Here is a 23,057-nt window from a genome sequence, read left to right on the forward strand (position 1 = left end):
ATGAGCAGATGATCAATTACGAAATCTTCCTCGCCATCGGCATGTTCACCGCCATCGTTCTGGCGCTGGTGCTGATCATTCTCGCCGCGCGCGCCAAGCTGGTGTCCAGCGGCGACGTGAGCATCGAGATCAACGGCGAAAAAACCATCGTGGTGCCGGCCGGCGGCAAGCTGCTGCAGACCCTGGCCGACAACAACGTGTTCCTGTCTTCCGCCTGCGGCGGCGGCGGCACCTGCGCCCAGTGCAAGTGCATCGTCGAATCCGGCGGCGGCGAGATGCTGTCCACCGAAGAGTCGCACTTCACCAAGCGCGAGGCCCGCGAGGGCTGGCGCCTGTCCTGCCAGACCCCGGTCAAGCAGGACATGAAGATCGAGGTGCCGGAAGAAGTCTTCGGCGTGAAGAAGTGGGAGTGCACCGTCGAGTCCAACCCGAACGTGGCCACCTTCATCAAGGAGCTGACGCTCAAACTGCCGGAAGGCGAGAACGTCGACTTCCGCGCCGGCGGTTACGTGCAGCTGGAATGCCCGCCGCACACCGTGTACTACAAGGACTTCGACATCCAGGAGGAGTACCGCGGCGACTGGGACAAGTTCAACCAGTGGAAGTACGTGTCCAAGGTCGACGAGACCGTGATCCGTGCCTATTCCATGGCCAACTACCCGGAAGAGCGCGGCCTGGTGAAGTTCAACATCCGTATCGCCTCGCCGCCCCCCGGCAAGGACGATCTGCCGCCGGGCAAGATGAGTTCCTACGTGTTCAGCCTCAAGCCGGGCGACAAGATCACCGTGTACGGACCCTTCGGCGAGTTCTTCGCCAAGGACACCGACGCCGAGATGGTCTTCATCGGTGGTGGTGCCGGCATGGCGCCGATGCGTTCGCACATCTTCGACCAGCTCAAGCGCCTCAAATCCAAGCGCAAGATCAGCTTCTGGTACGGCGCGCGCTCCATGCGCGAGGCCTTCTACGTCGAAGAGTATGACCAGCTGCAGGCCGAGAACGACAACTTCAAGTGGCACCTGGCGCTGTCCGACCCGCTGCCTGAAGACAACTGGACCGGCCTGAAAGGCTTCATCCACAACGTGCTGTACGAGAACTACCTGAAGGACCACCCGGCTCCGGAGGATTGCGAGTTCTACATGTGCGGCCCACCCATGATGAACGCCGCGGTGATCAAGATGCTGACCGACCTGGGCGTCGAGCCGGAGAACATTCTCCTCGACGACTTCGGCGGCTAAGCATGAGCTTTGCGCTACTCCAGCCCGTTATCGCTGTCGCCCTGGCGGCAGCCCTAACGGGCTGCTTGCATTCTAAACGGATCGAAGAGTTCGGCGGCCCGACCATGGGCAGCACCTATTCGGTCAAGTACGTGCGCAGCGACGGCGTGGCGGCGCAGGCCGAACTCAAGGCGGCGACCGAGGCGATCCTCGCCGAAATCGACCAGCAGATGTCCACCTACCGCGCCGACTCGCTGATCGAGCAGTTCAACCGCGCGCCGGCCGGCACCTGCCAGGCCATGCCGCCGGGGGTGCTGGAGCTGGTGCGCGCCGGCAATCGCCTGCATGCAGAGAGCCAGGGCTCGTTCGACCTGACGCTGGAGCCGCTGCTCGACCTCTGGGGCTTCGGTCCCAAGGGGCAGGGCGAGGCGGTGCCGAGTGCCGCGCAGCTGGCCGCGGTGCGCCAGCGGGTCGGTCAGCAGCACCTGCGCATCGACGGCGAGCGGCTGTGCAAGGCGGTCGACGTACAGGTCGACTTCAACAGCATCGCCGCCGGCTATGCGGTCGACCGCATCGTCGCCCGTCTGGCCGAACTGGGCGTCACCAGCTACCTGGTGGAAGCCACCGGCGAGCTCAAGGCGGCCGGCCTCAAGCCCGACGGCAGCCATTGGCGCATCGGCCTGGAGGCGCCGCGCGACGACCAGCGGGTGGCCCAGCGCATCCTCCAGCTCGACGGTTACGGCATCTCCACCTCGGGCGATTACCGCAACTACTTCGAGGAAAACGGCCAGCGCTACTCGCACACCCTCGATCCGCTGACCGGTATGCCGGTCAATCACCGGCTGGCGGCGGTCACCGTGGCCGATCCATCGACCTTGCGCGCCGATGGCTTGTCTACCCTATTGATGGTGCTCGGTCCCGAGGCTGGTCTGGCCTTCGCCGAGCGCAACGGTATCGCGGCGTTTTTCGTGACGCGTGAGGGCGAGGGCTTCGTCACACGCGGCAGCACCGCATTCGAGCAGCTATTCGCTGCAGGAGAGGAACAATGACTTTCTTGGTAGTTTTCCTGGCCATGCTGCTGGTCGTCGGCATGATGGCCGTGGGCGTGATCATGGGCCGTAAGCCGATCGCCGGTTCCTGCGGCGGCATCGCCAACCTGGGCATCGAGAAGGAATGCTCGATCTGCGGCGGTAGCCGCGAGAAGTGCGAAGAGGTCAACCGCGACCCGGCCGAGGCGCCGCGCACCGATCTGGCCTACGACGCGAGCAAGCGCTGATCCCCGTTTGATTGATTGCCGGCACCGCCCGTGCGGTGCCGGCCCTGCCGCGGCTGCGCCATGCGCGCCCCGGTCTGATGCGAAGGAGTAAACATGGCGGTCTACAACTACGATGTGGTGGTGCTGGGCTCCGGGCCAGCGGGCGAGGGCGCGGCGATGAACGCGGCCAAGGCCGGGCGCAAGGTGGCAGTGGTGGACAACCGTCCGTTGGTCGGCGGCAACTGCACCCACCTCGGCACCATCCCGTCCAAGGCGCTGCGCCACTCGGTGCGGCAGATCATGCAGTTCAACACCAACCCGATGTTCCGCCAGATCGGCGAGCCGCGCTGGTTCTCCTTCCCCGACGTGCTCAAGAGCGCGGAGAAGGTGATCGCCAAGCAGGTCACCTCGCGCACCGGCTACTACGCGCGCAACCGCATCGACACCTACTTCGGCACCGCCAGCTTCGCCGACGAGCAGACCGTGGAAGTGGTCTGCCTCAACGGCGTGGTGGAAAAACTGGTGGCCAAGCAGGTGGTCGTCGCCACCGGTTCGCGCCCCTACCGCCCGGCCGACGTCGACTTCCGGCACCCGCGCATCTACGACAGCGACACCATCCTCAGCCTCGGTCACACCCCGCGCCGGCTGATCATTTACGGCGCCGGGGTGATCGGCTGTGAATACGCCTCGATCTTCAGCGGCCTGGGCGTGCTGGTGGACCTGATCGACAACCGCGATCAGCTGCTCAGCTTCCTCGACGACGAGATCTCCGACGCACTCTCCTATCACCTGCGCAACAACAACGTGCTGATCCGCCACAACGAGGAATACGAGCGCATCGAGGGCCTGGAGAACGGGGTGATCCTGCACCTCAAGTCCGGCAAGAAGATCAAGGCCGACGCGCTGCTCTGGTGCAACGGTCGTACCGGCAACACCGACCAGCTGGGCCTGGAGAACATCGGCATCAAGGTCAACAGCCGCGGGCAGATCCAGGTCGACGAGCACTACCGCACCGAGGTCAGCAACATCTACGCCGCCGGCGACGTGATCGGCTGGCCGAGCCTGGCCAGCGCCGCCTCCGACCAGGGCCGTTCGGCGGCCGGCAGCATCGTCGACAACGGCAGCTGGCGTTTCGTCGACGACGTGCCGACCGGGATCTACACCATTCCGGAGATCAGCTCGATCGGCAAGAACGAGCGCGAACTGACCCAGGCCAAGGTGCCCTACGAAGTGGGCAAGGCCTTCTTCAAGGGCATGGCGCGGGCGCAGATCGCGGTGGAGCCGGTGGGCATGCTGAAGATCCTGTTCCACCGCGAGACGCTGGAAGTGCTGGGCGTGCACTGCTTCGGCTACCAGGCCTCGGAGATCGTGCATATCGGCCAGGCGATCATGAACCAGAAGGGCGAGGCGAACAGTATCAAGTACTTCGTCAACACCACCTTCAACTACCCGACCATGGCCGAGGCCTATCGGGTGGCGGCGTTCGACGGCCTCAACCGGCTTTTTTGAGCGGCTCCGGCCGGTGGCCTGAGCCGGTCGGGGAGACGGGCTGGGAGGATGCTTCCGAGTGGCGCTGGCCGAATCGGGAGAGCTTCTAGCGCACCAGGCGGCAAGACGAAAAAACCGGCCATTGGCCGGTTTTTTCGTTCTCGGGCGTTGCTTGTACGGGGCCTGGGGCGAGGGCATCCCCGGGTTGCATCCGGGCTACGCGGGGTAAAGCCGCCGAGCCTCAGCCGCGCAGCGTCTGCACCGCCAGGCCGGGGAAGTCGGTGATGATGCTGTCGGCGCCGAAGTCGGCGAGGCGGCGCATCAGCGCGGCGTCGTTGACCGTCCACACCGACACGTGCAGCCCCTGTTTCTGCGCCTTGAGCAGGCGTTCCGGGGTGCACAGCGTCCAGTTCAGCGCGAGCAGGTGACAGCCGTAATGGGCGGCCACCTTGAGCGGGTCGAGCCAGGCGTATTCGGCCACCAGGCCCAGCTGCAGCTGCGGGGTCAGCTCGCGGGCGGCCTTGAGCACCTCGCGCGAGCTGGAGGTGATGGTCACCTGCTCGTGCAGGCCGAAGCGCTCGGCCAGTTCGGCGATGGCCAGCACGGTGCGCGCGGCGCGCACCTTGGAGGCGCTCTTCACTTCCAGCTGCCAGTGGGCGAAGCGGCACTGCTCGAACAGTTGCTCCAGGCGCGGAATCGGGCAGGGACGCACCCAGCCGGGGCCGCCCTTGCGCGCGTCGTATGTCGCCAGTTCGGCGGCGTCGTGCTCGACCACCTTGCCGCGCAGGCCGGTGGTGCGTTTGAGGGTCGGGTCGTGAATCACCATCAGCTCGCCGTCGCGCGACAGGTGCAGGTCCAGCTCGCAGCGCTCGACGCCGTGCTCCAGGCAACGCTGGAAGCTGGCCAGGGTATTTTCCGGGGCTTCGCCCTTGGCGCCGCGATGGCCGTAGATAAGGGTCACTGTTGCTCCTTGGCGGGGTCCAGATGGCGCGGCCGGTGGTGGCGCACGCTGTTGATCACGTGGTCGTATTCGAAGTAGACGCTGAACTCGCGGTAGTCCCAGCGGGTGATCGGCGGCTGACCGACCGGCCGGTGTTCCTCGTCGGCCAGGCCGAAGCGCTCCAGCACCGAGCCTTTGGACTCGCCTTTTTGCGGCAGGTTGCGCGCATCGAGATCGGCGCCCTGGCTGCCCAATGGAACGGTCAGGGTGTCGGCGAGCAGGGTGGTAGGGGTGAGCAGGGCGAGCAGTAGCACGAAGCGATACATGAGGGTTCCTTGGCGGCGGTCATTCGCGGGCCTGGCGACGTTCCAGGGCCTGCTTCTGCAGGATATGCCGGGCCAGCAACTGGCGCTGTGCGTCGGTCAACGCTTCGAACTCGGTGCCGATCTCGTACTGGCCGTTCGCACGCGGACTGCAATGCACCACCTGGGCGCGCAGCAGCAGGCCGAGGGCTTGCGGCATCAGCACCATCTTGATCGCCAGGTGGCTGCCGGGCGCCACGGCCTGGCCATGGTTGAAGCTGATGCCGCCCTCGGACAGCGACACCTGGCGCGGCACGCCGATATCGCGCAGCAGGCTCTGCGCCACGGCCTGGCCGAGCAGGTCGATGCGCTTGTTGATCACCTTGAGGTAGTTGGCCAGGGTGCGGTCGCGCTCGCTGATATGGCGCAGCAGGTGCTGCGACTCGAAGTCCATCAGGTGCAGGTCGCTGAGCAGGTTGAACAGCGGCGAGGCATCGTGAAGCGCGTCGCTGGCCTGGGCTTCGGCGCCCGACAACAGGCTGAATTCCAGTGCTATCGTGTCGTCGATACGATAGTATTCGCGGCGATCATCTTCATCGTGTGTCGACATGGCGAACCCATGGCAGCAGTGGTGGTCTGAGTGTAAAGCTGCTCGCCGGGCCCTGCCACAAGGACGTTCCTCTTTCTCCGAATCCTCCCCGACATGTTCAGACCTCTGTTCGTATTTATCGGTACGCGCTATACGCGGGCCAAGCGCCGCAACCATTTCGTTTCCTTCATCTCCCTGACCTCCATGCTCGGCCTCACCCTCGGGGTGATGGTGATGATTCTGGTGCTGTCGGTGATGAACGGTTTCGACCACGAGATGCGTACCCGGGTGCTGGGCATGATTCCCCATGCCACGGTCGAGTCGCCCACCCCGGTGAGCGACTGGCCGTCCCTGGCGCGCCAGGTCGAGCGCCACCCGCGGGTCGAGGCGCTGGCGCCCTTCACCCAGATGCAGGGCCTGCTGACCCACCAGGGCAAGGTGCAGAAGGTGCTGATCAATGCCGTCGATCCCGAGCAGGAGCGCAAGGTGTCGATCATCGACGACTTCTTCCAGCAAGGCAGCCTCGACAGCCTGCAGCCGGGCGAATTCGCCATGGTCATCGGTGACAAGGCGGCGGCCAAGCTGGGTCTCGCGCTAGGCGACAAGGTCACCTTCGTCGCCCCCGAGGTCACCGTCACCCCGGCCGGCATGTTCCCGCGCCTGAAGCGCTTTACCGTAACCGGCATCTTTCACGTCGGCGCCGGCGAGATCGACGGTGCACTGGCCCTGGCCAATATCAGCGACCTGGCGCGCCTGCAGCGCTGGAAGCCGGATCAGGTACAGGGCCTGCGCCTGAAGTTCGACGACCTGTTCCAGGCGCCGCGCAGCGCCTGGGAAATCGCCCAGACCCTGGATGGCGACTTCTATGCCCGCGACTGGACGCGCAGCCACGGCAATCTGTACCAGGCCATCCGCATGGAGAAGACCATGATCGGCCTGCTGCTGCTGCTGATCGTCGCGGTGGCCGCGTTCAATATCATTTCCACCCTGGTGATGGTGGTCACCGACAAGAAGGCCGACATCGCCATCCTGCGCACCCTGGGCGCCACGCCGCGGCAGATCATGGCCATCTTCATGGTCCAGGGCACGGTGATCGGCGTGGTCGGCACCCTGATCGGCGCCGCGCTGGGCATCCTCGCCGCGCTCAATATCAGCAGCCTGATCGCCGGCCTGGAAAGGCTGCTGGGGATCAAGTTCCTCAACGCCGACGTGTATTTCATCGACTACCTGCCGTCGCAGCTGCAGACGGCCGACGTGGTCATGGTCTGCACCGCGGCGCTGTTCCTGAGTTTCTTCGCCACCCTGTACCCGGCCTGGCGCGCCGCGCGTACCCAGCCGGCCGAGGCCCTGCGTTATGAATGACCTGACCAACGAAAATGCCATGCAACAGCAGACCGCCGTGCTCAGCTGCCGCAACCTGGGCAAGCGTTATGACGAGGGCCCCGAGTCGGTGGTGGTGCTCGACGGCCTGGAGCTGGAACTGCTGGCCGGCGAGCGGGTGGCCATCGTCGGCAGCTCCGGCTCGGGCAAGAGCACCCTGCTGAACATGCTCGGCGGCCTGGATACGCCCAGCGCGGGCAGCGTCTGGCTGGCCGGCGAGCAGCTGTCGGCGCTGAGCGAAACGGCCCGCGGCCTGCTGCGCAACCGCGCGCTGGGCTTCGTCTACCAGTTCCATCACCTGCTGGCCGAATTCACCGCACTGGAAAACGCCTGCATGCCGCTGCTGATCGGCAAGACGCCGATCGCCGAGGCGCGCCAGCGCGCCACCGCACTGCTGGAGCGGGTCGGTCTGGGCCATCGCCTCAATCACAAGCCGGCCGAACTCTCCGGCGGCGAGCGCCAGCGCGTGGCCATCGCCCGCGCCCTGGTCAACCGCCCGGGGTTGGTGCTGCTCGACGAGCCCACCGGCAACCTCGACCACCACACCGCCGAAGGCATCCAGCAGCTGATGCGCGAGCTCAGCCGCGATTCCAACACCGCGTTTCTGGTGGTGACCCACGACATGCAGCTGGCGCGGCAGATGGATCGCGTGCTGAGCCTGCAGGACGGCAAGCTGGTGGCCCTCTGATGTTCCGCCCGCTGAGTCTCTTCATCGGCGCCCGCTACACCCGGGCCAAGCGCCGCAATCACTTCATTTCCTTTATCTCGCTGACCTCGATGATCGGCCTGGGCCTGGGCGTGCTGGCGATGATCGTGGTGCTGTCGGTGATGAACGGCTTCCAGAAGGAAATGAGCTCGCGCATCCTCGGCATGGTGCCGCACGCCACGCTCTACGGCGCCGAGCCGGTCGCCGACTGGCGCGCCCTGGCCGGCAAGGCCCTGGCCAATCCCCAGGTGCTGGCGGCGGCGCCGTTCGCCGAGCTGGAGGGCATGCTCTCGCATCGCGGGGTGATGCAGCCGATCCAGATCCACGGCATCGACCCGGCCGAAGAGGCCCAGGTGTCGATCCTGCCCGGGCATATCCGCCAGGGCAGCCTGGACAACCTGCAGCCGGGCGAATACGGCGTGGTCATCGGCGACATCACCGCACGGCGTTTCGGCCTGCAGGTGGGCGACAAGCTGACCCTGATCATTCCCGAGCTGAGCAGTGCCCCCGGCGGCGTCACCCCGCGCATGCAGCGGTTGAACGTGGCGGCGGTGTTCAAGGTCGGCGCCGAACTGGACAGCTCGCTGGCGCTGATCCACGTCGCCGACGCCGCCGCGCTGCAGCGCCTGCCGGAGGGCAGCGTGCCGGGCGTGCGCCTGGCGCTCAAGGACCTGTACCAGGCGCCGCAGGTATCCACGGCGCTGGCCGCGCAACTGGGCGAAGGCTACCGCACCGACGACTGGACCCATACCCAGGGCAGCCTGTTCAGCGCGATGAAGATGGAGAAGACCATGATCGGCCTGCTGCTGCTGCTGATCGTCGCGGTGGCGGCGTTCAACATCATCGCCACGCTGATCATGGTGGTGGCCGACAAGGGCGGCGACATCGCCATCCTGCGCACCCTGGGCGCCACGCCGCGGCAGATCATGGCGGTGTTCATGGTCCAGGGCACGGTGATCGGCGTGGTCGGCACCCTGGTCGGCACCCTGCTCGGCGTGCTCGCCGCGCTCAACGTCAGCGCCCTGGTGGCCTGGCTGGAATCCTTCGCCGGCCAGCAGGTGCTGAGCTCGGACGTCTACTTCATCAGCAGCCTGCCGTCGGACCTGCAGTGGCTCGACGTGGTGCTGATCTGCTCGGCGGCGCTGATCCTCAGCTTCCTCGCCACCCTCTATCCCTCCTGGCGGGCGGCGCAGGTGCAACCGGCCGAGGCGCTACGCTACGAGTGAAAGCAAAAAAGCCGTCGAATCCGACGGCTTTTTTCCAGCTCAACGCTGCTCGCGCTGGCGTCGATTTTCCTGGCGCTTGCGCCAGTTGTGCTGCACCCACCAGCGCCAGTAGAGCATGGTCAGCACATAGCCCAGAACGGCGAGCACCAGGCCGGAGACGAACGAGCCGATCAGCAGCGGCTTCCACAGGATGGCCAGTTCGGCGGTGATCCACTCCAGGCTCAGGTGGCTGGGCATCTTCATCGCCGGGGTCTGGGTGATCCAGGCGCCGAGCTTGTAGGTGCAGTAGAACACCGGCGGCATGGTGATCGGGTTGGTCAGCCACACCAGGCCGATGGAGATCGGCAGGTTGGCCCGCAGCGGAATGGCCACGGCGGCAGCGGCGAGCATCTGCATGGGCATGGGGATCATCGCCCAGAACAGGCCGATGGCCATGGCGCGGGCCACCGAATGGCGGTTGAGGTGCCAGAGGTTGGGGTCGTGGATCAGGCTGCCGAGAAAGCGCAGGGATTTGTTGCCCTTGATGCTGTCGGGATGGGGCATGTAGCGCTTAAATAAACGACGCGGCATGAAGAGTCTCTGGGCAGGCTGAAGCGCCGGTATTATGCACAGATTCATGACCGTTCGCTTTCTTAAGATTGTGACAGCGGGTGAGCGCTGCAAGGGTTTGCCAGGCGCTTTCGGACGAGGAAATGAGGATGCGCACAGGGATGTTGGCGCTGGCCGCGGGCTTGCTGTCGCTGCGATTTTTGCCGCAGTTGCCGCCGGGATGGCTGCTGGCGCTGCTGGCCGGCGCCGGGCTGCTGCTGTTGCTCTCGCGGCTCTATTTCATCGGCTGCTTTCTGCTCGGTTTGGCCTGGGCCTGCTGTTCGGCGCAGTGGGCCCTGGACGATCGCCTGGCGCCGGCGCTGGACGGCCGCACCCTGTGGCTGGAGGGGCGGGTGGTCGGCCTGCCGGAGGTCGGTGAGGGCGTGGTGCGTTTCCAGCTGGAGGGCGCCCATTCGCGCCGCGCCGAGCTGCCGCGGCGGCTGCGCCTGGCCTGGTATGGCGGGCCGGATATTCGCGGCGGCGAGCGCTGGCGCCTGGCGGTCAACCTCAAGCGCCCGCATGGTCTGGTCAATCCGCACAGCTTCGATTACGAGGCCTGGCTGCTGGCGCAGCGCATTGGCGCCACCGGTACGATCAAGGCCGGCCAGCGGCTGGCGCCGGCCAGTGGCCTGGGCAGCTGGCGCGATGGCTTGCGCCAGCGTTTGCTGGCGGCTCCGGCCTTCGGCCGCGAGGGCGGTATCGCCGCCCTGGTGCTGGGCGACGGCTCGGGGCTGACGAGCGCCGACTGGCGCCTGCTGCAGCACACCGGCACGGTGCACCTGATGGTCATTTCCGGTCAGCACATCGCCCTGCTGGCGGGGTTTCTCTATGGCCTGGTGGCCTTCCTGGCACGTGTGGGGGCCTGGCCACGGCGCTGGCCCTGGCTGCCGGCCGCCTGCGTCCTGGCCTTGGTCGGCGCCCTGGGGTACGGCCTGCTCGCCGGTTTCGAGGTGCCGGTGCGGCGGGCCTGCGTGATGGTGGCGCTGGTGCTGCTGTGGCGCCTGCGCTTTCGTCATCTCGGCGCCTGGTGGCCGCTGCTGCTGGCCTTGCTCGCGGTGTTGCTGCTGGAACCGCTGGCCTCGCTGCAGCCGGGCTTCTGGTTGTCCTTCGCCGCGGTGGCGATCCTGATTCTGGTGTTCGGCGGCCGCCTGGGCGTGTGGGGCTGGTGGCGCGGGCTGACCCGCGCGCAGTGGACCATGGCCATCGGCCTGCTGCCGCTGATGCTGATCCTCGGCTTGCCGGTCAGCAGCAGCGGGCCGTTGGCCAACCTGATCGCCGTGCCCTGGGTCGGTCTGCTGGTGGTGCCGCTGGCCTTGCTCGGCACCCTGTTGCTGCCCGTGCCGGGCTTGGGCGAGGGTCTGCTGTGGCTGGCCGGCGGCGCCTTGCAGCTGTTATTCCTGTTGCTCTGCCATATCGCTGGCTGGCTGCCGGCCTGGTTGCCGAGCAATCTGCCGCTGTGGGCCTGGCTGCTGGCCCTGGGCGGGGCGCTGCTGTTGTTGCTGCCGGGCGGGGTGCCGCTACGCCTGCCCGGCCTGGCCCTGCTCTTGCCGGCGCTGTTTCTGCCGCCGCCGGCGTTGCCGGAGGGGCGCGCCGAGGTCTGGCTGCTGGACGTGGGGCAGGGGTTATCGGTGCTGGTGCGCACCCGCGCGCACAGTCTGCTGTACGACGCCGGGCCGCGTTTCGGCGATTTCGACAGCGGCGAGCGTATCGTCCTGCCGTCGTTGCGCGCGCTGAACCTGCAGCACCTCGATCTGCTGTTGCTCAGCCATGCCGACAACGACCACGCCGGCGGCGCCGCCGCGATCGTCGCCGGCCTGCCGGTGGCGCGCCTGCTCAGCGGCGAGCCCGAACGCCTGGGGGCGCGGCTTGCGGCCGAGCCCTGCGAGTCGGGCCGGCAGTGGCAGTGGGATGGCGTCAGCTTTCGCCTGTGGCGCTGGGTGCAGGCGGCGCCTGGCAACCAGAGCTCCTGCGTGCTGCTGGTGGAGGCGGGCGGCGAGCGCCTGCTGCTGACCGGCGATATCGATGCGCGCGCCGAGCAAGCGTTGCTGCAGGATGACTTTCCCCTGGCGGCGCACTGGCTGCTGGCGCCGCACCATGGCAGCCGCAGCTCCTCCAGCCGGGCCTTCGTCGACGCGGTGGCGCCGCGCCATGTGCTGATCGCCCGCGGCCGTCACAACAACTTCGGCCATCCCCATCCGCAGGTGTTGGCGCGTTACCGCGAGGCCGGCGCCCGGCTGCACGACAGCGCCACCAGCGGCGCCCTGCGCCTGCTGCTGGGCGAGCAGGGCGAGGCGCAGGCGTTGCGACGCCAGGCACGTTTCTGGCGGGAAAAATGAGAACGGCGGCGGTCGGCGAGGGCGGCACCCTATGCTAGAGTGGCGCCACTTTTTCGAGGGGGATTCTCTACCGTGTGGGAACTGGTCAAAGCTGGCGGCTGGATGATGCTGCCGATCATTCTCTGCTCCATCGCCGCGGCCGGCATCGTTGCCGAGCGCCTGTGGACCCTGCGGCCCGCCCGCGTCACCCCGGCCAACCTGCTGGCCCAGGTCTGGCGCTGGATCAAGGACAAGAAACTCAACAACCAGAAGCTCAAGGAGCTGCGCGAGGACTCGCCGCTGGGGCAGATTCTCGCCGCCGGCCTGGCCAACTCCAAGCATGGTCGCGAGATCATGAAGGAGTGCATCGAGGAGGCCGCTGCCCGCGTCATCCACGAGCTGGAACGCTACCTCAATGCCCTCGGCACCATTGCCGGCATCGCGCCGCTGCTCGGCCTGCTCGGCACCGTGCTGGGCATGATCGAAATCTTCAGCTCCTTCATGGGCTCGGGCATGGCCAATGCGCCGATGCTCGCCGGTGGTATCTCCAAGGCGTTGATTACCACAGCAGCCGGCCTGATGGTGGCGATCCCGGCGCTGTTCTTCCACCGTTACCTGCAGCGTCGCGTCGACGAGCTGGTAGTCGGCATGGAGCAGGAAGCGATCAAGCTGGTGGAAATGGTGCAGGGTGATCGCGACGTCGACCTGGGTGAGGGCAAGGCGTGAAATTCCGGCGCAAACCGCGGGAGAACGTCGAGATCAACCTGGCCTCGTTGATCGACGTGGTATTCATCCTGCTGCTGTTCTTCGTGGTCACCACCACCTTCACCCGCGAGACCCAGCTCAAGGTCGACCTACCCGAGGCAGCCAGTGGCACGCCGCCCGAGCAGACCGAACTGAAGCAGGTCGAGGTGCTGATCGGCGCTGATGGCGCCTACTCGGTCAATGGCAAGGCGCTGCTGGAAAGTAACCTGAGCAATCTCATGGCGGCGCTGCAGAAGGAGTCCGACGGCGACAACAGCCTGCCGTTGATCATCAGTGCCGACGGCAAGACCCCACACCAGGCGGTGATCACCGCCATGGACGCCGCCGGCAAGCTGGGCTTCTCGCACTTGCGCATTACCACGGTGGAAGCACAGGAAAATCCTTAAGTGAGCGCTGCTGATCGCTTGCTCGAGGCCTGGTATCGCGGCCACCCGGCGCTGGCGCTGCTGCGTCCGCTGGAGTGGCTGTACCGCCGCGTGGTGCAGGGCAAGCGCGCGCGCTTTCTCGCCGGCGCGGGCGAAATCTACCGTGCGCCGGTGGCGGTGCTGGTGGTGGGCAACATCACCGTCGGCGGCACCGGCAAGACTCCGTTGATCCTCTTTCTGATCCAGCACTGCCGTGCCCGCGGCCTCAAGGTCGGCGTGGTCAGTCGCGGCTATGGCGCCACGCCGCCGAGCCTGCCCTGGCGGGTGCGCGCCGAGCAGCCGGCGGCGCAGGCCGGCGACGAGCCGCTGTTGATCGTCCAGCGCACCGCTGTACCGCTGATGATCGACCCGGATCGCGGCCGTGCGGTGCGTGCGCTGTTGGCCGAGGAGCCGCTGGATCTGATCCTCTGCGACGACGGCCTGCAGCACTACCGCCTGGCGCGCGACCTGGAGCTGGTGCTGATCGACGCCGCCCGCGGCCTGGGCAACCGCCGCTGCCTGCCGGCCGGACCGTTGCGCGAGCCGGCCGAGCGCCTCGATGAGGTGGACGCCGTGCTGTTCAACGGCGCCGAGGCCGATCGCGCCGACGGCTACGCCTTCCGCCTGCAGCCGACCGCCCTGGTCAACCTGGCCAGCGGCGAGCGCGTGCCCCTGGATCATTTCCCCGCCGGCCAGGCCGTGCATGCGGTAGCCGGCATCGGCAACCCGCAGCGTTTCTTCGCCACCCTCGAAGCGCTAAACTGGCGACCGGTTCCGCACCCTTTCGCCGACCATGCCCGGTACGACGCCGCGCAGCTCCGTTTCGAGCCGCCGCTGCCCGTGCTGATGACCGAGAAGGATGCGGTGAAATGCCGGGCCTTCGCCGCCGCCGACTGGTGGTACCTGGCCGTCGATGCCGTGCCCACGCCGGCCTTCGTCGCCTGGTTGGACAAGGAGTTGGCCCGCCTCATACCGGGGTCTTCATGACCCCATCAAGGACTCCGCCATGGACCCTAAACTGCTCGATATCCTCGCCTGCCCGATCTGCAAGGGCCCGCTGCAGCTCTCCGAAGACAAGACCGAACTGATCAGCAAGGGCGCCGGAGTGGCCTACCCGATTCGCGACGGCATCCCGGTGATGCTGGAAAGCGAGGCGCGCACCCTCAGCACCGACGAGCGCCTGGACAAGTAAATGAGCGCAGCCTTTACCGTCGTCATTCCCGCCCGTTACGCCTCCACCCGCCTGCCCGGCAAGCCGCTGCAGGACATCGCCGGCAAGCCCATGGTGCAGCACGTCTGGGAGCAGGCGAAGAAGAGTTCCGCCGCCCGTGTGGTGGTGGCCACCGACGATGCGCGCATCGTCGAGGCCTGCCAGGCCTTCGGCGCCGAGGTGCTGCTGACCCGCGAGGATCACAACTCCGGCACCGACCGCCTGGCCGAGGTCGCCAGCCAGCTCGGCCTGGCCGACGATGCCATAGTGGTCAACGTGCAGGGCGACGAGCCGCTGATCCCGCCGGCGATCATCGACCAGGTGGCGACCAACCTGGCGGCCAATCCGCAGGCCGCTATCGCCACCCTGGCCGAGCCCATCGAGGACGTCCAGGCGTTGTTCAACCCCAATGTGGTCAAGGTGGTCGCCGACAAGAATGGTCTGGCCCTGACCTTCAGCCGCGCGCCGCTGGCCTGGGCGCGCGACGCCTTCGCCCAGAGTCGCGACGTACTGCCACAAGGCGTGCCCTATCGTCGTCATATCGGCATCTACGCCTACCGCGCCGGCTTCCTCCACGACTTCGTCGCCTGGGGCCCGTGCTGGCTGGAAGACACCGAGTGCCTGGAGCAGCTGCGCGCGCTGTACCACGGCGTGCGCATCCATGTCGCCGATGCCCTCGAGGCGCCGGCCGCCGGCGTGGATACTGCCGAAGACCTGGAGCGGGTGCGCCGCCTGCTGGGGGCCTGATGAAAGTTCTGTTCGTCTGCCTGGGCAATATCTGCCGTTCGCCCACGGCCGAAGGCGTCTTGCGCCACAAGCTGCGCGCCGCCGGCCTGGAGGATCGGGTGCAGGTGGATTCCGCCGGTACCGGCGACTGGCATGTCGGCAAGGCGCCCGACAGTCGCACCCGCATCGCCGCGCAGCGCCGCGGCTATGACCTGTCGGCGCTGCGCGCGCGGCAGGTCGAGGCGGCCGATTTTCAGCGCTTCGACCTGATCCTGGCCATGGACCAGAGCAATCTGCGCAATCTGCAGGCGCTGCGTCCGGCAGGTGCCCAGGCGGATCTGGATCTCTATCTGCGTCGCTATGAGCTGGCCCTGGACGAAGTGCCTGATCCTTATTACGGCGGCGAAGATGGCTTCGAGCAGGTGCTGGACCTGATCGAGCAGGCCAGCGAGGCATTGCTGACCGAGATCAGGGGGCGCCTGTGAGCCTGCATCTGCAGAGCGAGGTTTCGCTCAAGGCCTTCAACAGCTTCGGCGTCGAGGTAAGCGCCCGACTGTTTGCCCAAGCCCATAACGACGACGAAGTGCGCGAAGCGCTGCGTCTGGCTGAGTCACATGATCTGCCGCTGCTGGTGATCGGTGGCGGCAGCAACCTGCTGCTGACCCGCGATGTCGAGGCGCTGGTGCTGCGCATGGCCAGTCGCGGCATTCGCATCCTCGAAGACGATGGCGAACGGGTGCTGGTGGAGGCCGAAGCCGGCGAACCCTGGCATCCCTTCGTGCTGTGGAGCCTGGAACAGGGGCTTAACGGTCTGGAGAATCTCAGCCTGATCCCCGGCACCGTCGGCGCCGCGCCGATGCAGAACATCGGCGCCTATGGCGTCGAGCTCAAGGACCTGTTCGTCGGCCTCACCGCGCTGGATCGGCAGAGCGGCGAGCTGCGCGACTTCAGCCTGGACGAATGCGCCTTCGCCTACCGCGACAGCCTGTTCAAGCGCGAGGCGGGGCGCTGGCTGATCCTGCGCGTGCGCTTGCAACTGAGCCGTGTGGCGGCGCTGCGCCTGGATTATGGCCCGGTGCGCCAGCGCCTGGCCGCGATGGGCATCGAGGCGCCGACCGCCAGCGATGTGAGCCGGGCGATCTGCGCCATCCGCAGCGAGAAGCTGCCGGATCCGGCCGAGCTGGGCAATGCCGGCAGCTTCTTCAAGAACCCGCTGGTGTCGAACGCGGTCGCCGAGCGCATTCGCGCCGAGCATGCCGATCTGGTCGGCTATCCGGCGGGCGAGGGGCTGCTGAAGCTGGCCGCCGGCTGGCTGATCGAGCGGGCAGGGTGGAAGGGCTTTCGCGACGGCGATGCCGGGGTGCACCGCCTGCAGGCGCTGGTCCTGGTCAACTATGGCCAGGCCAGCGGCGAGCAACTGCTGGCCCTGGCGCGGCGTATCCAGGCGGATATTCAGGCGCGCTTCGGCGTCGAGCTGGAAATCGAACCCAACGTGCTCTGAGCGCCAGGTTCGAGCCCATTCGCGGATACCACTGCATGGATGCAGGAGGTAGGGCGAAGCAGGATGCCAGAGCCGAAAGCCGCCCCCACAGGAACTGCACCGCTCTCGTAGGAGCGGCTTCAGCCGCGAACGTGCAAAGTCCAAGGCGCTTTTCGCCCAGACATAAAAAAGGGGATGCCTAGGCATCCCCTTTTTCATTGCGAGCCGAGCATCAAACCTGCGGCTTGACCTCTTCCTTCTCGCTTTCCACTTCGCTCTCGGCGTTCGGCTGTTCGTCGGTCGCTTCGCTCGGCTGTTGAACGGCTTCGCTCGGCTCGACCACTACCTGCTCGCTGGCAACCGGGGCGCTTTCGACGCTTTGCTCGGTCGCAACGGCCGGCTGAGCTTCGACCGGAGCGGCCTCGGCTTCGGCAACAACGGCGTGCGCTGTCGGAGCGGCGGCGGCTGCTTCGGCGGCTTCGCGGGCCAGGCGCTCGGCTTCGCGCTGACGACGGCGCACTTCGCGCGGATCGTTCGGCGCGCGACCGCCGCTGCTGAGCGGAGCCGCGGCAACCGGCTCTTGCGCCGCTGCAACCGGAGCTTCTGGCACGGCTGCCGGGGCTTCTTCCTGCACGGCGGCTGGCGCGGCCGCTGGTTCGGCTACCGGCGCTTCGACGACCTGGGCTTCGGCAGCCGGAGCAGCCTCGGCCACGACTTCGGCGACCTGCTCGGCTACCACCGCAGGCTCACTCGGTTCGGCGGCGACAGCGACCTCTACCGGCGCGGTGGGTTCTTCGCTGGCTACTTGCGCGGCGGGCGCTGCAACCGGCTCGACGGCCTGCACTTCGACCGCGTGCTGTTCGTCGCTGCTGGCGGCCACTACCGCGGCTGCCGTGGCGGCGGCTACGGCGAGCTGGGCGCTCTGCGCGTCGCCTTCAGCGGTTTCTTCGGCGCCTTCGATCAGGTTGCCGTCGGCATCGCGCTGACGCTCGCGGCGATTGCTGCGACGACGCTGGCCGCGCGAACGGCGACGCGGACGCTCGCCCTCGTTGCTGTCCTGCTCGTCGTCCTGCAGTTGTTCCTCGTTCGGCAGGACTTCGTCTTGCAGGGCTTCATCCTGCAGGGCCTCGGCCTGTTCGGCGCGCGGCTGACGCTCCTCGCGCGGCGGACGTTGACGCTCCTGGCGCTCGGCGCGCGGCGGGCGTTCTGCACGCGGCTCTTCGCTGCGGGCTTCTACGGCATTGCCGTCGAGCGGCTCGCGCAGTTCACGCACGCGTTCCTCGCGTGGGGTACGCTCTTCGCGCGGCTTGCGTTCGCGGCGGTTTTCCTGGCCTTCGCGCGGGGCGCGTTCTTCACGCGGAGCACGCTCCTCACGCGGTTGACGCTCTTCGCGCGGCTCGCGGGCCTGACGCTCTTCACGCGGGGCGCGCTCTTCGCGCGGCTTGCGCTCTTCGTCGCGACGACCGCCGCGATTGCGGCTCTGCTGACGACCGTTGCGGCGCTCTTCGCGCGGCGGACGCTCGCTGCTCTTCTTCTCCACCACGGCCGGCTTGGCTTCTTCTTCCTTGCCGGCGAACAGGCTGACCAGCGACTTGACCAGGCCCTTGAACAGGCTCGGCTCCGGCGCGGGGGTCGGGGCCAGCGGTGCGGCGGCCGGCTCGGCGGCAGCCGGTGCGCTGCTGCGCGGGGCGGCCTTGATCGCGGCTTCCTGGCGTACCAGGGTGCGAGTGGCGGCAGCCGGCTGGGCTTCTTCGCTCTCGGCGGTGGCGGTGATTTCGTAGCTGGACTGGCCGCTCAGGGCCTCCGGGCTGTCGTCACGCAGGCGCTGCACTTCGAAGTGCGGGGTTTCCAGGTGATCGTTGGGCAGGATCACGATGCGCGCGCGGGTGCGCAGTTCGATCTTGGTGATCGAGTTGCGCTTCTCGTTGAGCAGGAAGGCGGCGACCGGGATCGGCACCTGGGCGCGGACTTCGGCGGTGCGATCCTTCAGCGCTTCTTCTTCGATCAGGCGCAGGATGGCCAGCGACAGCGATTCGACGTCGCGGATGATGCCTTGACCGTTGCAGCGCGGGCAGACGATGCCGCTGGTCTCGCCCAGGGACGGACGCAGGCGCTGACGGGACATTTCCAGCAGGCCGAAGCGCGAGATGCGGCCGACCTGAACGCGGGCGCGGTCGGCTTCCAGGGCTTCGCGCACCTTCTCCTCGACGGCGCGCTGGTTCTTCGCCGGGGTCATGTCGATGAAGTCGATGACGATCAGGCCGCCGATGTCGCGCAGGCGCAGCTGGCGGGCGATTTCCTCGGCCGCTTCCAGGTTGGTCTGCAGCGCGGTCTCCTCGATGTCGCTGCCCTTGGTGGCGCGCGCCGAGTTGATGTCGATGGAGACCAGGGCTTCGGTCGGGTCGATGACGATGGAGCCACCGGACGGCAGCTTCACTTCACGCTGGAAGGCGGTTTCGATCTGGCTTTCGATCTGGAAGCGGTTGAACAGCGGCACGCTGTCTTCGTACAGCTTGATCTTGCTGGCGTACTGCGGCATCACCTGCTGGATGAAGGAGAGCGCTTCTTCCTGGGCTTCGACGCTGTCGACCAGCACTTCGCCGATGTCCTGGCGCAGGTAGTCGCGGATGGCGCGGATGATGACGTTGGATTCCTGGTAGATCAGGAACGGCGCGGGGCGGCTGGTGGAGGCTTCCTTGATGGCGCTCCACAGCTGCAGCAGGTAGTCGAGGTCCCACTGCATTTCTTCGCTGGAGCGGCCCAGGCCGGCGGTGCGCACGATCAGGCCCATGTCGGCCGGGGCGTTGAGGCCGTTCAGCGCTTCGCGCAGTTCGTTGCGCTCTTCGCCTTCGATGCGGCGGCTGATGCCACCGGCACGCGGGTTGTTCGGCATCAGCACCAGGTAACGACCGGCCAGGCTGATGAAGGTGGTCAGGGCCGCGCCCTTGTTGCCGCGTTCTTCCTTCTCGACCTGGACTATGACTTCCTGGCCTTCCTTGAGCACGTCCTTGATATTGACGCGGCCGCCTTCAGGGGCCTTGGAGAAGTATTCGCGGGAGATTTCTTTGAGGGGGAGGAAGCCGTGGCGTTCGGAGCCGAAATCGACGAAGGCGGCTTCAAGGCTGGGTTCGACGCGGGTGATGCGGCCTTTATAGATGTTGGCCTTCTTCTGTTCGCGGGCGCCGGACTCGATGTCCAGGTCGTAGAGTTTTTGGCCGTCTACCAGGGCAACACGCAACTCTTCGGGCTGAGTCGCGTTAATAAGCATTCTTTTCATGTGGTACCAATGGGTTCCGGGGCTGCCGGAAGCCACGTCAGGCACACACGACTCTCAGGGTCGGTGTCAGGCGCGTCAGAAACGGTCGTAAATCGTTCCACTGTCTAGCGACGGCCAGCCACTATCGGGCTGCGGTCGCGACGGACGTCTCCTGCTTGCTGTGGTGACAGAAGCACTCAGTCAGGAGGAGGAATCAACTGGCGGTAGCGGACGAGATGAGGCGTCTTTGATCAAGCGATGTGCTACGCAGTCCGACAGTTGTACATCTCCACCCTACACGTATCGCTGAAAATCGGGTGCCGCGCGCGGATTCCGCAGCGGTTGTCAGTTACCGCGACCGCCCGACCGGGCGAATCGCGCATCATACTCAAGGCTTTATTTCCGAACTCTTCGCGGCCTTTTGCGGCCTTTCTAAGCCGAAGAATCCGTCGGACGGCCTCACGTCCTCAATGGGTTGCGCGGGCAGGGGATGGCACGTTTGGCGATCATCCGCAAGCCAGGCCGCTTTTGGCGGCGTTCGCGACTATAGCAGCAATGATTAAGTGCTTCAATTCCATAAAAAATTGTTATGATTGCGCGATGACTACTCCCGCCTCTCCAACCTCCGGCGTTCAGCTGATCGAGGTTGCACCGGAACTCGCCGGCCAACGCATCGACAATTTCCTCCGGACACAGCTCAAGGGCGTGCCCAAGACCCTGATTTACCGCATCTTGCGCAAAGGCGAGGTGCGGGTGAACAAGGGTCGGATCAAGCCCGAGTACAAGCTGCAGGCCGGCGACATCGTGCGCGTGCCGCCGCTGCGCCTGGCCGAACGCGACGAGCCCGAGCCGCTGGCGCAGGGCCTGCTCGAGCGCCTGGAGGCGGCCATCGTCTACGAGGACAAGGCGCTGATCGTGCTGAACAAGCCGGCCGGCATCGCCGTGCATGGCGGCAGCGGCCTCAACTACGGCGTGATCGAAGCGTTCCGCCAGTTGCGTCCTGAGGCCAAGGATCTGGAGCTGGTGCATCGCCTGGATCGTGACACCTCCGGCCTTTTGATGATCGCCAAGAAGCGCAGCATGTTGCGCCACCTGCACGAGGCGCTGCGCGGCGACGGCGTCGACAAGCGCTATATGGCGCTGGTGCGCGGCCATTGGGCGACCGCCAAGAAGCAGGTCAATGCGCCGCTGCAGAAGAGCAACCTGCGTTCCGGCGAGCGCATGGTCGAGGTCGACGGTGAAGGCAAGGAGGCGCTGACGCTGTTCCGCGTGCTGCGCCGCTTCGGCGAGTTCGCCACCCTGGTCGAGGCCAAGCCGGTGACCGGCCGCACCCACCAGATTCGCGTGCATGCCAAGCATGCCGGGCACTCGATTGCCGGTGACTCCAAGTACGGCGACGACGACTTCACCCGCGAGATTCGCGAGCTGGGTGGTAAGCGCCTGTTCCTGCACGCCTATGCGCTGACCGTGCCGCTGCCCGAGGGCGGCGAGTTGCGCCTGGAGGCGCCGGTGGATGAGATGTGGGCGCGAACCCTGGAGCGTCTGAGTGCCTGACTATCGACTGCTGATCTTCGATTGGGACGGCACCCTGGTGGATTCCATCGGGCGCATCGTCGAGGCCATGCATCGCGCCGCCGATGTCGGCGGCGTGCCGCGCCGCAGCGACGTCGAGGTGCGCGGCATCATCGGCCTGGAGCTGGGGCGGGCGATCGAGACGCTCTATCCGGAACTCCGCGATCCGGCGTGCATCGAAGCCTTTCGCCGCTGCTACAGCGAGCAGTACCTGGCGCTGGAAACCGATCCTTCGCCGCTGTTCGATGGCGTGAGCGAGTCGCTCGAAGCCTTTCGTGAGCAGGGGTATCGATTGGCGGTGGCCACCGGCAAGGGGCGCCATGGCCTGCAGCGGGTGCTGGCGGACAAGGGCTGGCTGGATTACTTCGACGTCACCCGCTGCGCCGACGAGACCGCGAGCAAGCCCGACCCGCGCATGCTGCATGAGATTCTGCGACATTGTCGGATGGAGCCGGCGCAGGCGCTGATGGTGGGTGACTCGACCTTCGATCTGCTGATGGCGCGCAATGCCGGGATGGATGCGGTGGCGGTCGGTTTCGGGGCTCAACCATTGTCGGTGCTGCGCGAATGTGCGCCGCGGCTGGCGATCAACCAATTCAATGAGCTGCGCACCTGGCTGGATGGTCAGGCGGCGAAGCGCTCGATAGAGGTGAATGAATATGTCGGATGAGTGGAAGTCATCGGCGTCGCCCGAGGCCGAGGATGCCAAGAGCTGGAAATTGCTGGAGAAGGCCCTGTTGTCCAGCGTGCAGGAGCAGCGTCGCTCGCGGCGCTGGGGCATCTTCTTCAAGTTGCTGACCTTCGTTTACCTGTTCGTGGCGCTGGCCTTGTTCGTGCCGATGCTGGATCTGAAGAAGGCCTCGACGGCTGGGGCGCATACCGCGCTGATCGAGATCCGCGGGATGATCGCCGATCAGGAAGCGGCCAGTGCCGACAAGGTAGTCGGCAGCCTGCGCGCCGCCTTCGAGGACGCCAATACCAAGGGCGTGATCCTGCGCATCAATAGCCCGGGCGGCAGCCCGGTGCAGTCCGGCTACATCTATGACGAGATCCGCCGCCTGCGCGGCGAGTACCCGCAGACCAAGGTCTATGCGGTGATCAGCGACCTGGGGGCGTCCGGCGCCTACTACATCGCCAGTGCGGCGGATGAAATCTACGCCGACAAGGCCAGTCTGGTCGGCTCCATCGGCGTCACGGCGGCGGGTTTCGGTTTTGTCGGGGTGATGGAGAAGCTGGGCGTGGATCGTCGGGTCTACACCTCGGGCGAGCACAAGGCCTTCCTCGATCCCTTCCAGCCGCCGAAGGAAGAGGAAACCCAGTTCTGGAAGAGCGTGCTGGAAACCACTCATCGCCAGTTCATCGACAGCGTCAAGCAGGGGCGTGGCGAGCGACTCAAGGCCGAGGAGAATCCCGAGTTGTTCTCCGGGCTGGTGTGGTCGGGCGAGCAGGCGTTGCAGTTGGGGTTGATCGACGCCCTGGGCAGTGCCAGCTATGTGGCGCGCGAGGTGGTGGGGGCGAAGGAGATCGTCGATTTCACCGTGCGCGACACGCCGTTCGATCGCTTCGCCAAACGCCTGGGCACCAGCGTGGCCGATCGTATCGCGCTGTGGATGGGCTTTCAGGGGCCGACGCTGCGCTGAT

23 protein-coding genes are annotated in these 23,057 nt (G+C 66.6%); 18 read left to right on the top strand and 5 right to left on the bottom strand.

Features of this window, described 5'->3' with window-relative positions; genetic code table 11:
* Positions 1 to 8: 8 nt before the first annotated feature.
* From nqrF to sthA, 4 genes are all read left to right on the top strand, one after another.
* On the top strand, positions 9 to 1,235 hold the full coding sequence (gene nqrF / locus ACW9UL_RS08495; RefSeq protein ID WP_021445500.1) for an NADH:ubiquinone reductase (Na(+)-transporting) subunit F: 1,227 nt from the start codon (positions 9 to 11) through the stop codon (positions 1,233 to 1,235).
* A 2-nt stretch (positions 1,236 to 1,237) separates the two neighbouring features.
* The gene (locus ACW9UL_RS08500; RefSeq protein ID WP_082457909.1) at positions 1,238 to 2,263 is read left to right on the top strand and encodes an FAD:protein FMN transferase; all 1,026 of its coding nucleotides are present in this window, start codon (positions 1,238 to 1,240) and stop codon (positions 2,261 to 2,263) included.
* A complete protein-coding gene (gene nqrM, locus ACW9UL_RS08505) occupies positions 2,260 to 2,490 on the top strand; it encodes a (Na+)-NQR maturation NqrM (protein ID WP_021445502.1) in 231 nt (76 codons plus the stop codon). The genes ACW9UL_RS08500 and nqrM overlap by 4 nt, the downstream gene beginning before the upstream one ends.
* Positions 2,491 to 2,583: 93 nt before the next feature.
* Entirely contained in the window at positions 2,584 to 3,978 is a 1,395-nt protein-coding gene (gene sthA / locus ACW9UL_RS08510) for a Si-specific NAD(P)(+) transhydrogenase (RefSeq protein WP_021445503.1), read from the top strand.
* 220 nt (positions 3,979 to 4,198) lie between these two features.
* Here the strand turns inward: sthA and ACW9UL_RS08515 are convergent, their stop codons facing one another.
* The 3 genes from ACW9UL_RS08515 to ACW9UL_RS08525 are packed head-to-tail and all read right to left on the bottom strand — an operon-like array spanning position 4,199 to position 5,809.
* On the bottom strand, positions 4,199 to 4,918 hold the full coding sequence (locus tag ACW9UL_RS08515; RefSeq protein WP_457790129.1) for a glycerophosphodiester phosphodiesterase: 720 nt from the start codon (positions 4,916 to 4,918) through the stop codon (positions 4,199 to 4,201).
* Complete coding sequence (locus tag ACW9UL_RS08520) at positions 4,915 to 5,223, bottom strand: phosphodiesterase (protein ID WP_457790131.1); 309 nt, start codon at positions 5,221 to 5,223, stop codon at positions 4,915 to 4,917. Before ACW9UL_RS08520 ends, ACW9UL_RS08515 begins: the two co-directional genes overlap by 4 nt.
* Positions 5,224 to 5,242: 19 nt before the next feature.
* Positions 5,243 to 5,809, bottom strand: a complete 567-nt coding sequence (locus ACW9UL_RS08525) for a PilZ domain-containing protein (RefSeq protein ID WP_122107243.1) — start codon at positions 5,807 to 5,809, stop codon at positions 5,243 to 5,245.
* A 93-nt stretch (positions 5,810 to 5,902) separates the two neighbouring features.
* On the opposite strand from ACW9UL_RS08525, the gene ACW9UL_RS08530 reads away from it, so the two are divergent.
* The 3 genes from ACW9UL_RS08530 to ACW9UL_RS08540 are packed head-to-tail and all read left to right on the top strand — an operon-like array spanning position 5,903 to position 9,100.
* Positions 5,903 to 7,150 (top strand): lipoprotein-releasing ABC transporter permease subunit, encoded by a 1,248-nt coding sequence (locus ACW9UL_RS08530; RefSeq protein ID WP_457790133.1) that lies wholly within the window; start codon positions 5,903 to 5,905, stop codon positions 7,148 to 7,150.
* A 19-nt stretch (positions 7,151 to 7,169) separates the two neighbouring features.
* Positions 7,170 to 7,856 (top strand): lipoprotein-releasing ABC transporter ATP-binding protein LolD, encoded by a 687-nt coding sequence (gene lolD / locus ACW9UL_RS08535; RefSeq protein WP_177342919.1) that lies wholly within the window; start codon positions 7,170 to 7,172, stop codon positions 7,854 to 7,856.
* Positions 7,856 to 9,100, top strand: a complete 1,245-nt coding sequence (locus tag ACW9UL_RS08540) for a lipoprotein-releasing ABC transporter permease subunit (RefSeq protein ID WP_457790135.1) — start codon at positions 7,856 to 7,858, stop codon at positions 9,098 to 9,100. Before lolD ends, ACW9UL_RS08540 begins: the two co-directional genes overlap by 1 nt.
* A gap of 39 nt (positions 9,101 to 9,139) precedes the next feature.
* On the opposite strand, the gene ACW9UL_RS08545 is transcribed toward ACW9UL_RS08540, so the two are convergent.
* Positions 9,140 to 9,670: a DUF2062 domain-containing protein gene (locus tag ACW9UL_RS08545; protein WP_457790137.1), complete on the bottom strand. Its 531-nt coding sequence runs from the start codon at positions 9,668 to 9,670 to the stop codon at positions 9,140 to 9,142.
* 128 nt (positions 9,671 to 9,798) lie between these two features.
* Here ACW9UL_RS08545 and ACW9UL_RS08550 point away from each other — a divergent pair, with 128 nt between their 5' ends.
* The 8 genes from ACW9UL_RS08550 to murB all read left to right on the top strand — a co-directional run bounded on the left by ACW9UL_RS08550 (position 9,799) and on the right by murB (position 16,609).
* Positions 9,799 to 12,024, top strand: a complete 2,226-nt coding sequence (locus ACW9UL_RS08550) for a DNA internalization-related competence protein ComEC/Rec2 (protein WP_457790139.1) — start codon at positions 9,799 to 9,801, stop codon at positions 12,022 to 12,024.
* Between the two features lie 72 nt (positions 12,025 to 12,096).
* Positions 12,097 to 12,729, top strand: coding sequence for a flagellar polar localization protein PocA (gene pocA, locus ACW9UL_RS08555; protein ID WP_017677620.1), 633 nt, complete (start codon positions 12,097 to 12,099; stop codon positions 12,727 to 12,729).
* The gene (gene pocB / locus ACW9UL_RS08560; protein WP_013714802.1) at positions 12,726 to 13,154 is read left to right on the top strand and encodes a flagellar polar localization protein PocB; all 429 of its coding nucleotides are present in this window, start codon (positions 12,726 to 12,728) and stop codon (positions 13,152 to 13,154) included. The genes pocA and pocB overlap by 4 nt, the downstream gene beginning before the upstream one ends.
* Positions 13,155 to 14,159: a tetraacyldisaccharide 4'-kinase gene (gene lpxK / locus ACW9UL_RS08565; RefSeq protein ID WP_457790141.1), complete on the top strand. Its 1,005-nt coding sequence runs from the start codon at positions 13,155 to 13,157 to the stop codon at positions 14,157 to 14,159.
* A 19-nt stretch (positions 14,160 to 14,178) separates the two neighbouring features.
* Positions 14,179 to 14,364, top strand: coding sequence for a Trm112 family protein (locus ACW9UL_RS08570; RefSeq protein ID WP_021444518.1), 186 nt, complete (start codon positions 14,179 to 14,181; stop codon positions 14,362 to 14,364).
* Entirely contained in the window at positions 14,365 to 15,129 is a 765-nt protein-coding gene (kdsB, locus tag ACW9UL_RS08575; protein WP_457790142.1) for a 3-deoxy-manno-octulosonate cytidylyltransferase, read from the top strand. It begins immediately after the preceding gene.
* Positions 15,129 to 15,593 carry a low molecular weight protein-tyrosine-phosphatase gene (locus tag ACW9UL_RS08580; protein WP_457790144.1) on the top strand — a complete coding sequence of 155 codons (465 nt, stop codon included), beginning with the start codon at positions 15,129 to 15,131 and terminating at the stop codon, positions 15,591 to 15,593. The genes kdsB and ACW9UL_RS08580 overlap by 1 nt, the downstream gene beginning before the upstream one ends.
* A complete protein-coding gene (gene murB, locus ACW9UL_RS08585; RefSeq protein WP_457790145.1) occupies positions 15,590 to 16,609 on the top strand; it encodes a UDP-N-acetylmuramate dehydrogenase in 1,020 nt (339 codons plus the stop codon). The genes ACW9UL_RS08580 and murB overlap by 4 nt, the downstream gene beginning before the upstream one ends.
* A 211-nt stretch (positions 16,610 to 16,820) precedes the next feature.
* Here the strand turns inward: murB and rne are convergent, their stop codons facing one another.
* Positions 16,821 to 19,865, bottom strand: a complete 3,045-nt coding sequence (rne, locus tag ACW9UL_RS08590) for a ribonuclease E (RefSeq protein ID WP_457790147.1) — start codon at positions 19,863 to 19,865, stop codon at positions 16,821 to 16,823.
* Positions 19,866 to 20,444: 579 nt separating this feature from the next.
* Here rne and rluC point away from each other — a divergent pair.
* Genes rluC through sppA form a run of 3 tightly spaced genes read left to right on the top strand, consistent with a single transcriptional unit; the run spans position 20,445 to position 23,056 of the window.
* Positions 20,445 to 21,398 carry a 23S rRNA pseudouridine(955/2504/2580) synthase RluC gene (gene rluC / locus ACW9UL_RS08595; RefSeq protein ID WP_457790149.1) on the top strand — a complete coding sequence of 318 codons (954 nt, stop codon included), beginning with the start codon at positions 20,445 to 20,447 and terminating at the stop codon, positions 21,396 to 21,398.
* A complete protein-coding gene (locus ACW9UL_RS08600) occupies positions 21,391 to 22,086 on the top strand; it encodes an HAD-IA family hydrolase (RefSeq protein WP_457790151.1) in 696 nt (231 codons plus the stop codon). The genes rluC and ACW9UL_RS08600 overlap by 8 nt, the downstream gene beginning before the upstream one ends.
* Positions 22,076 to 23,056, top strand: a complete 981-nt coding sequence (gene sppA, locus ACW9UL_RS08605; protein ID WP_021443198.1) for a signal peptide peptidase SppA — start codon at positions 22,076 to 22,078, stop codon at positions 23,054 to 23,056. The genes ACW9UL_RS08600 and sppA overlap by 11 nt, the downstream gene beginning before the upstream one ends.
* The last annotated feature ends 1 nt before the right edge of the window (position 23,057 follow it).

The sequence above is a fragment of the Pseudomonas sp. PL-6 genome (genome assembly GCF_054110165.1).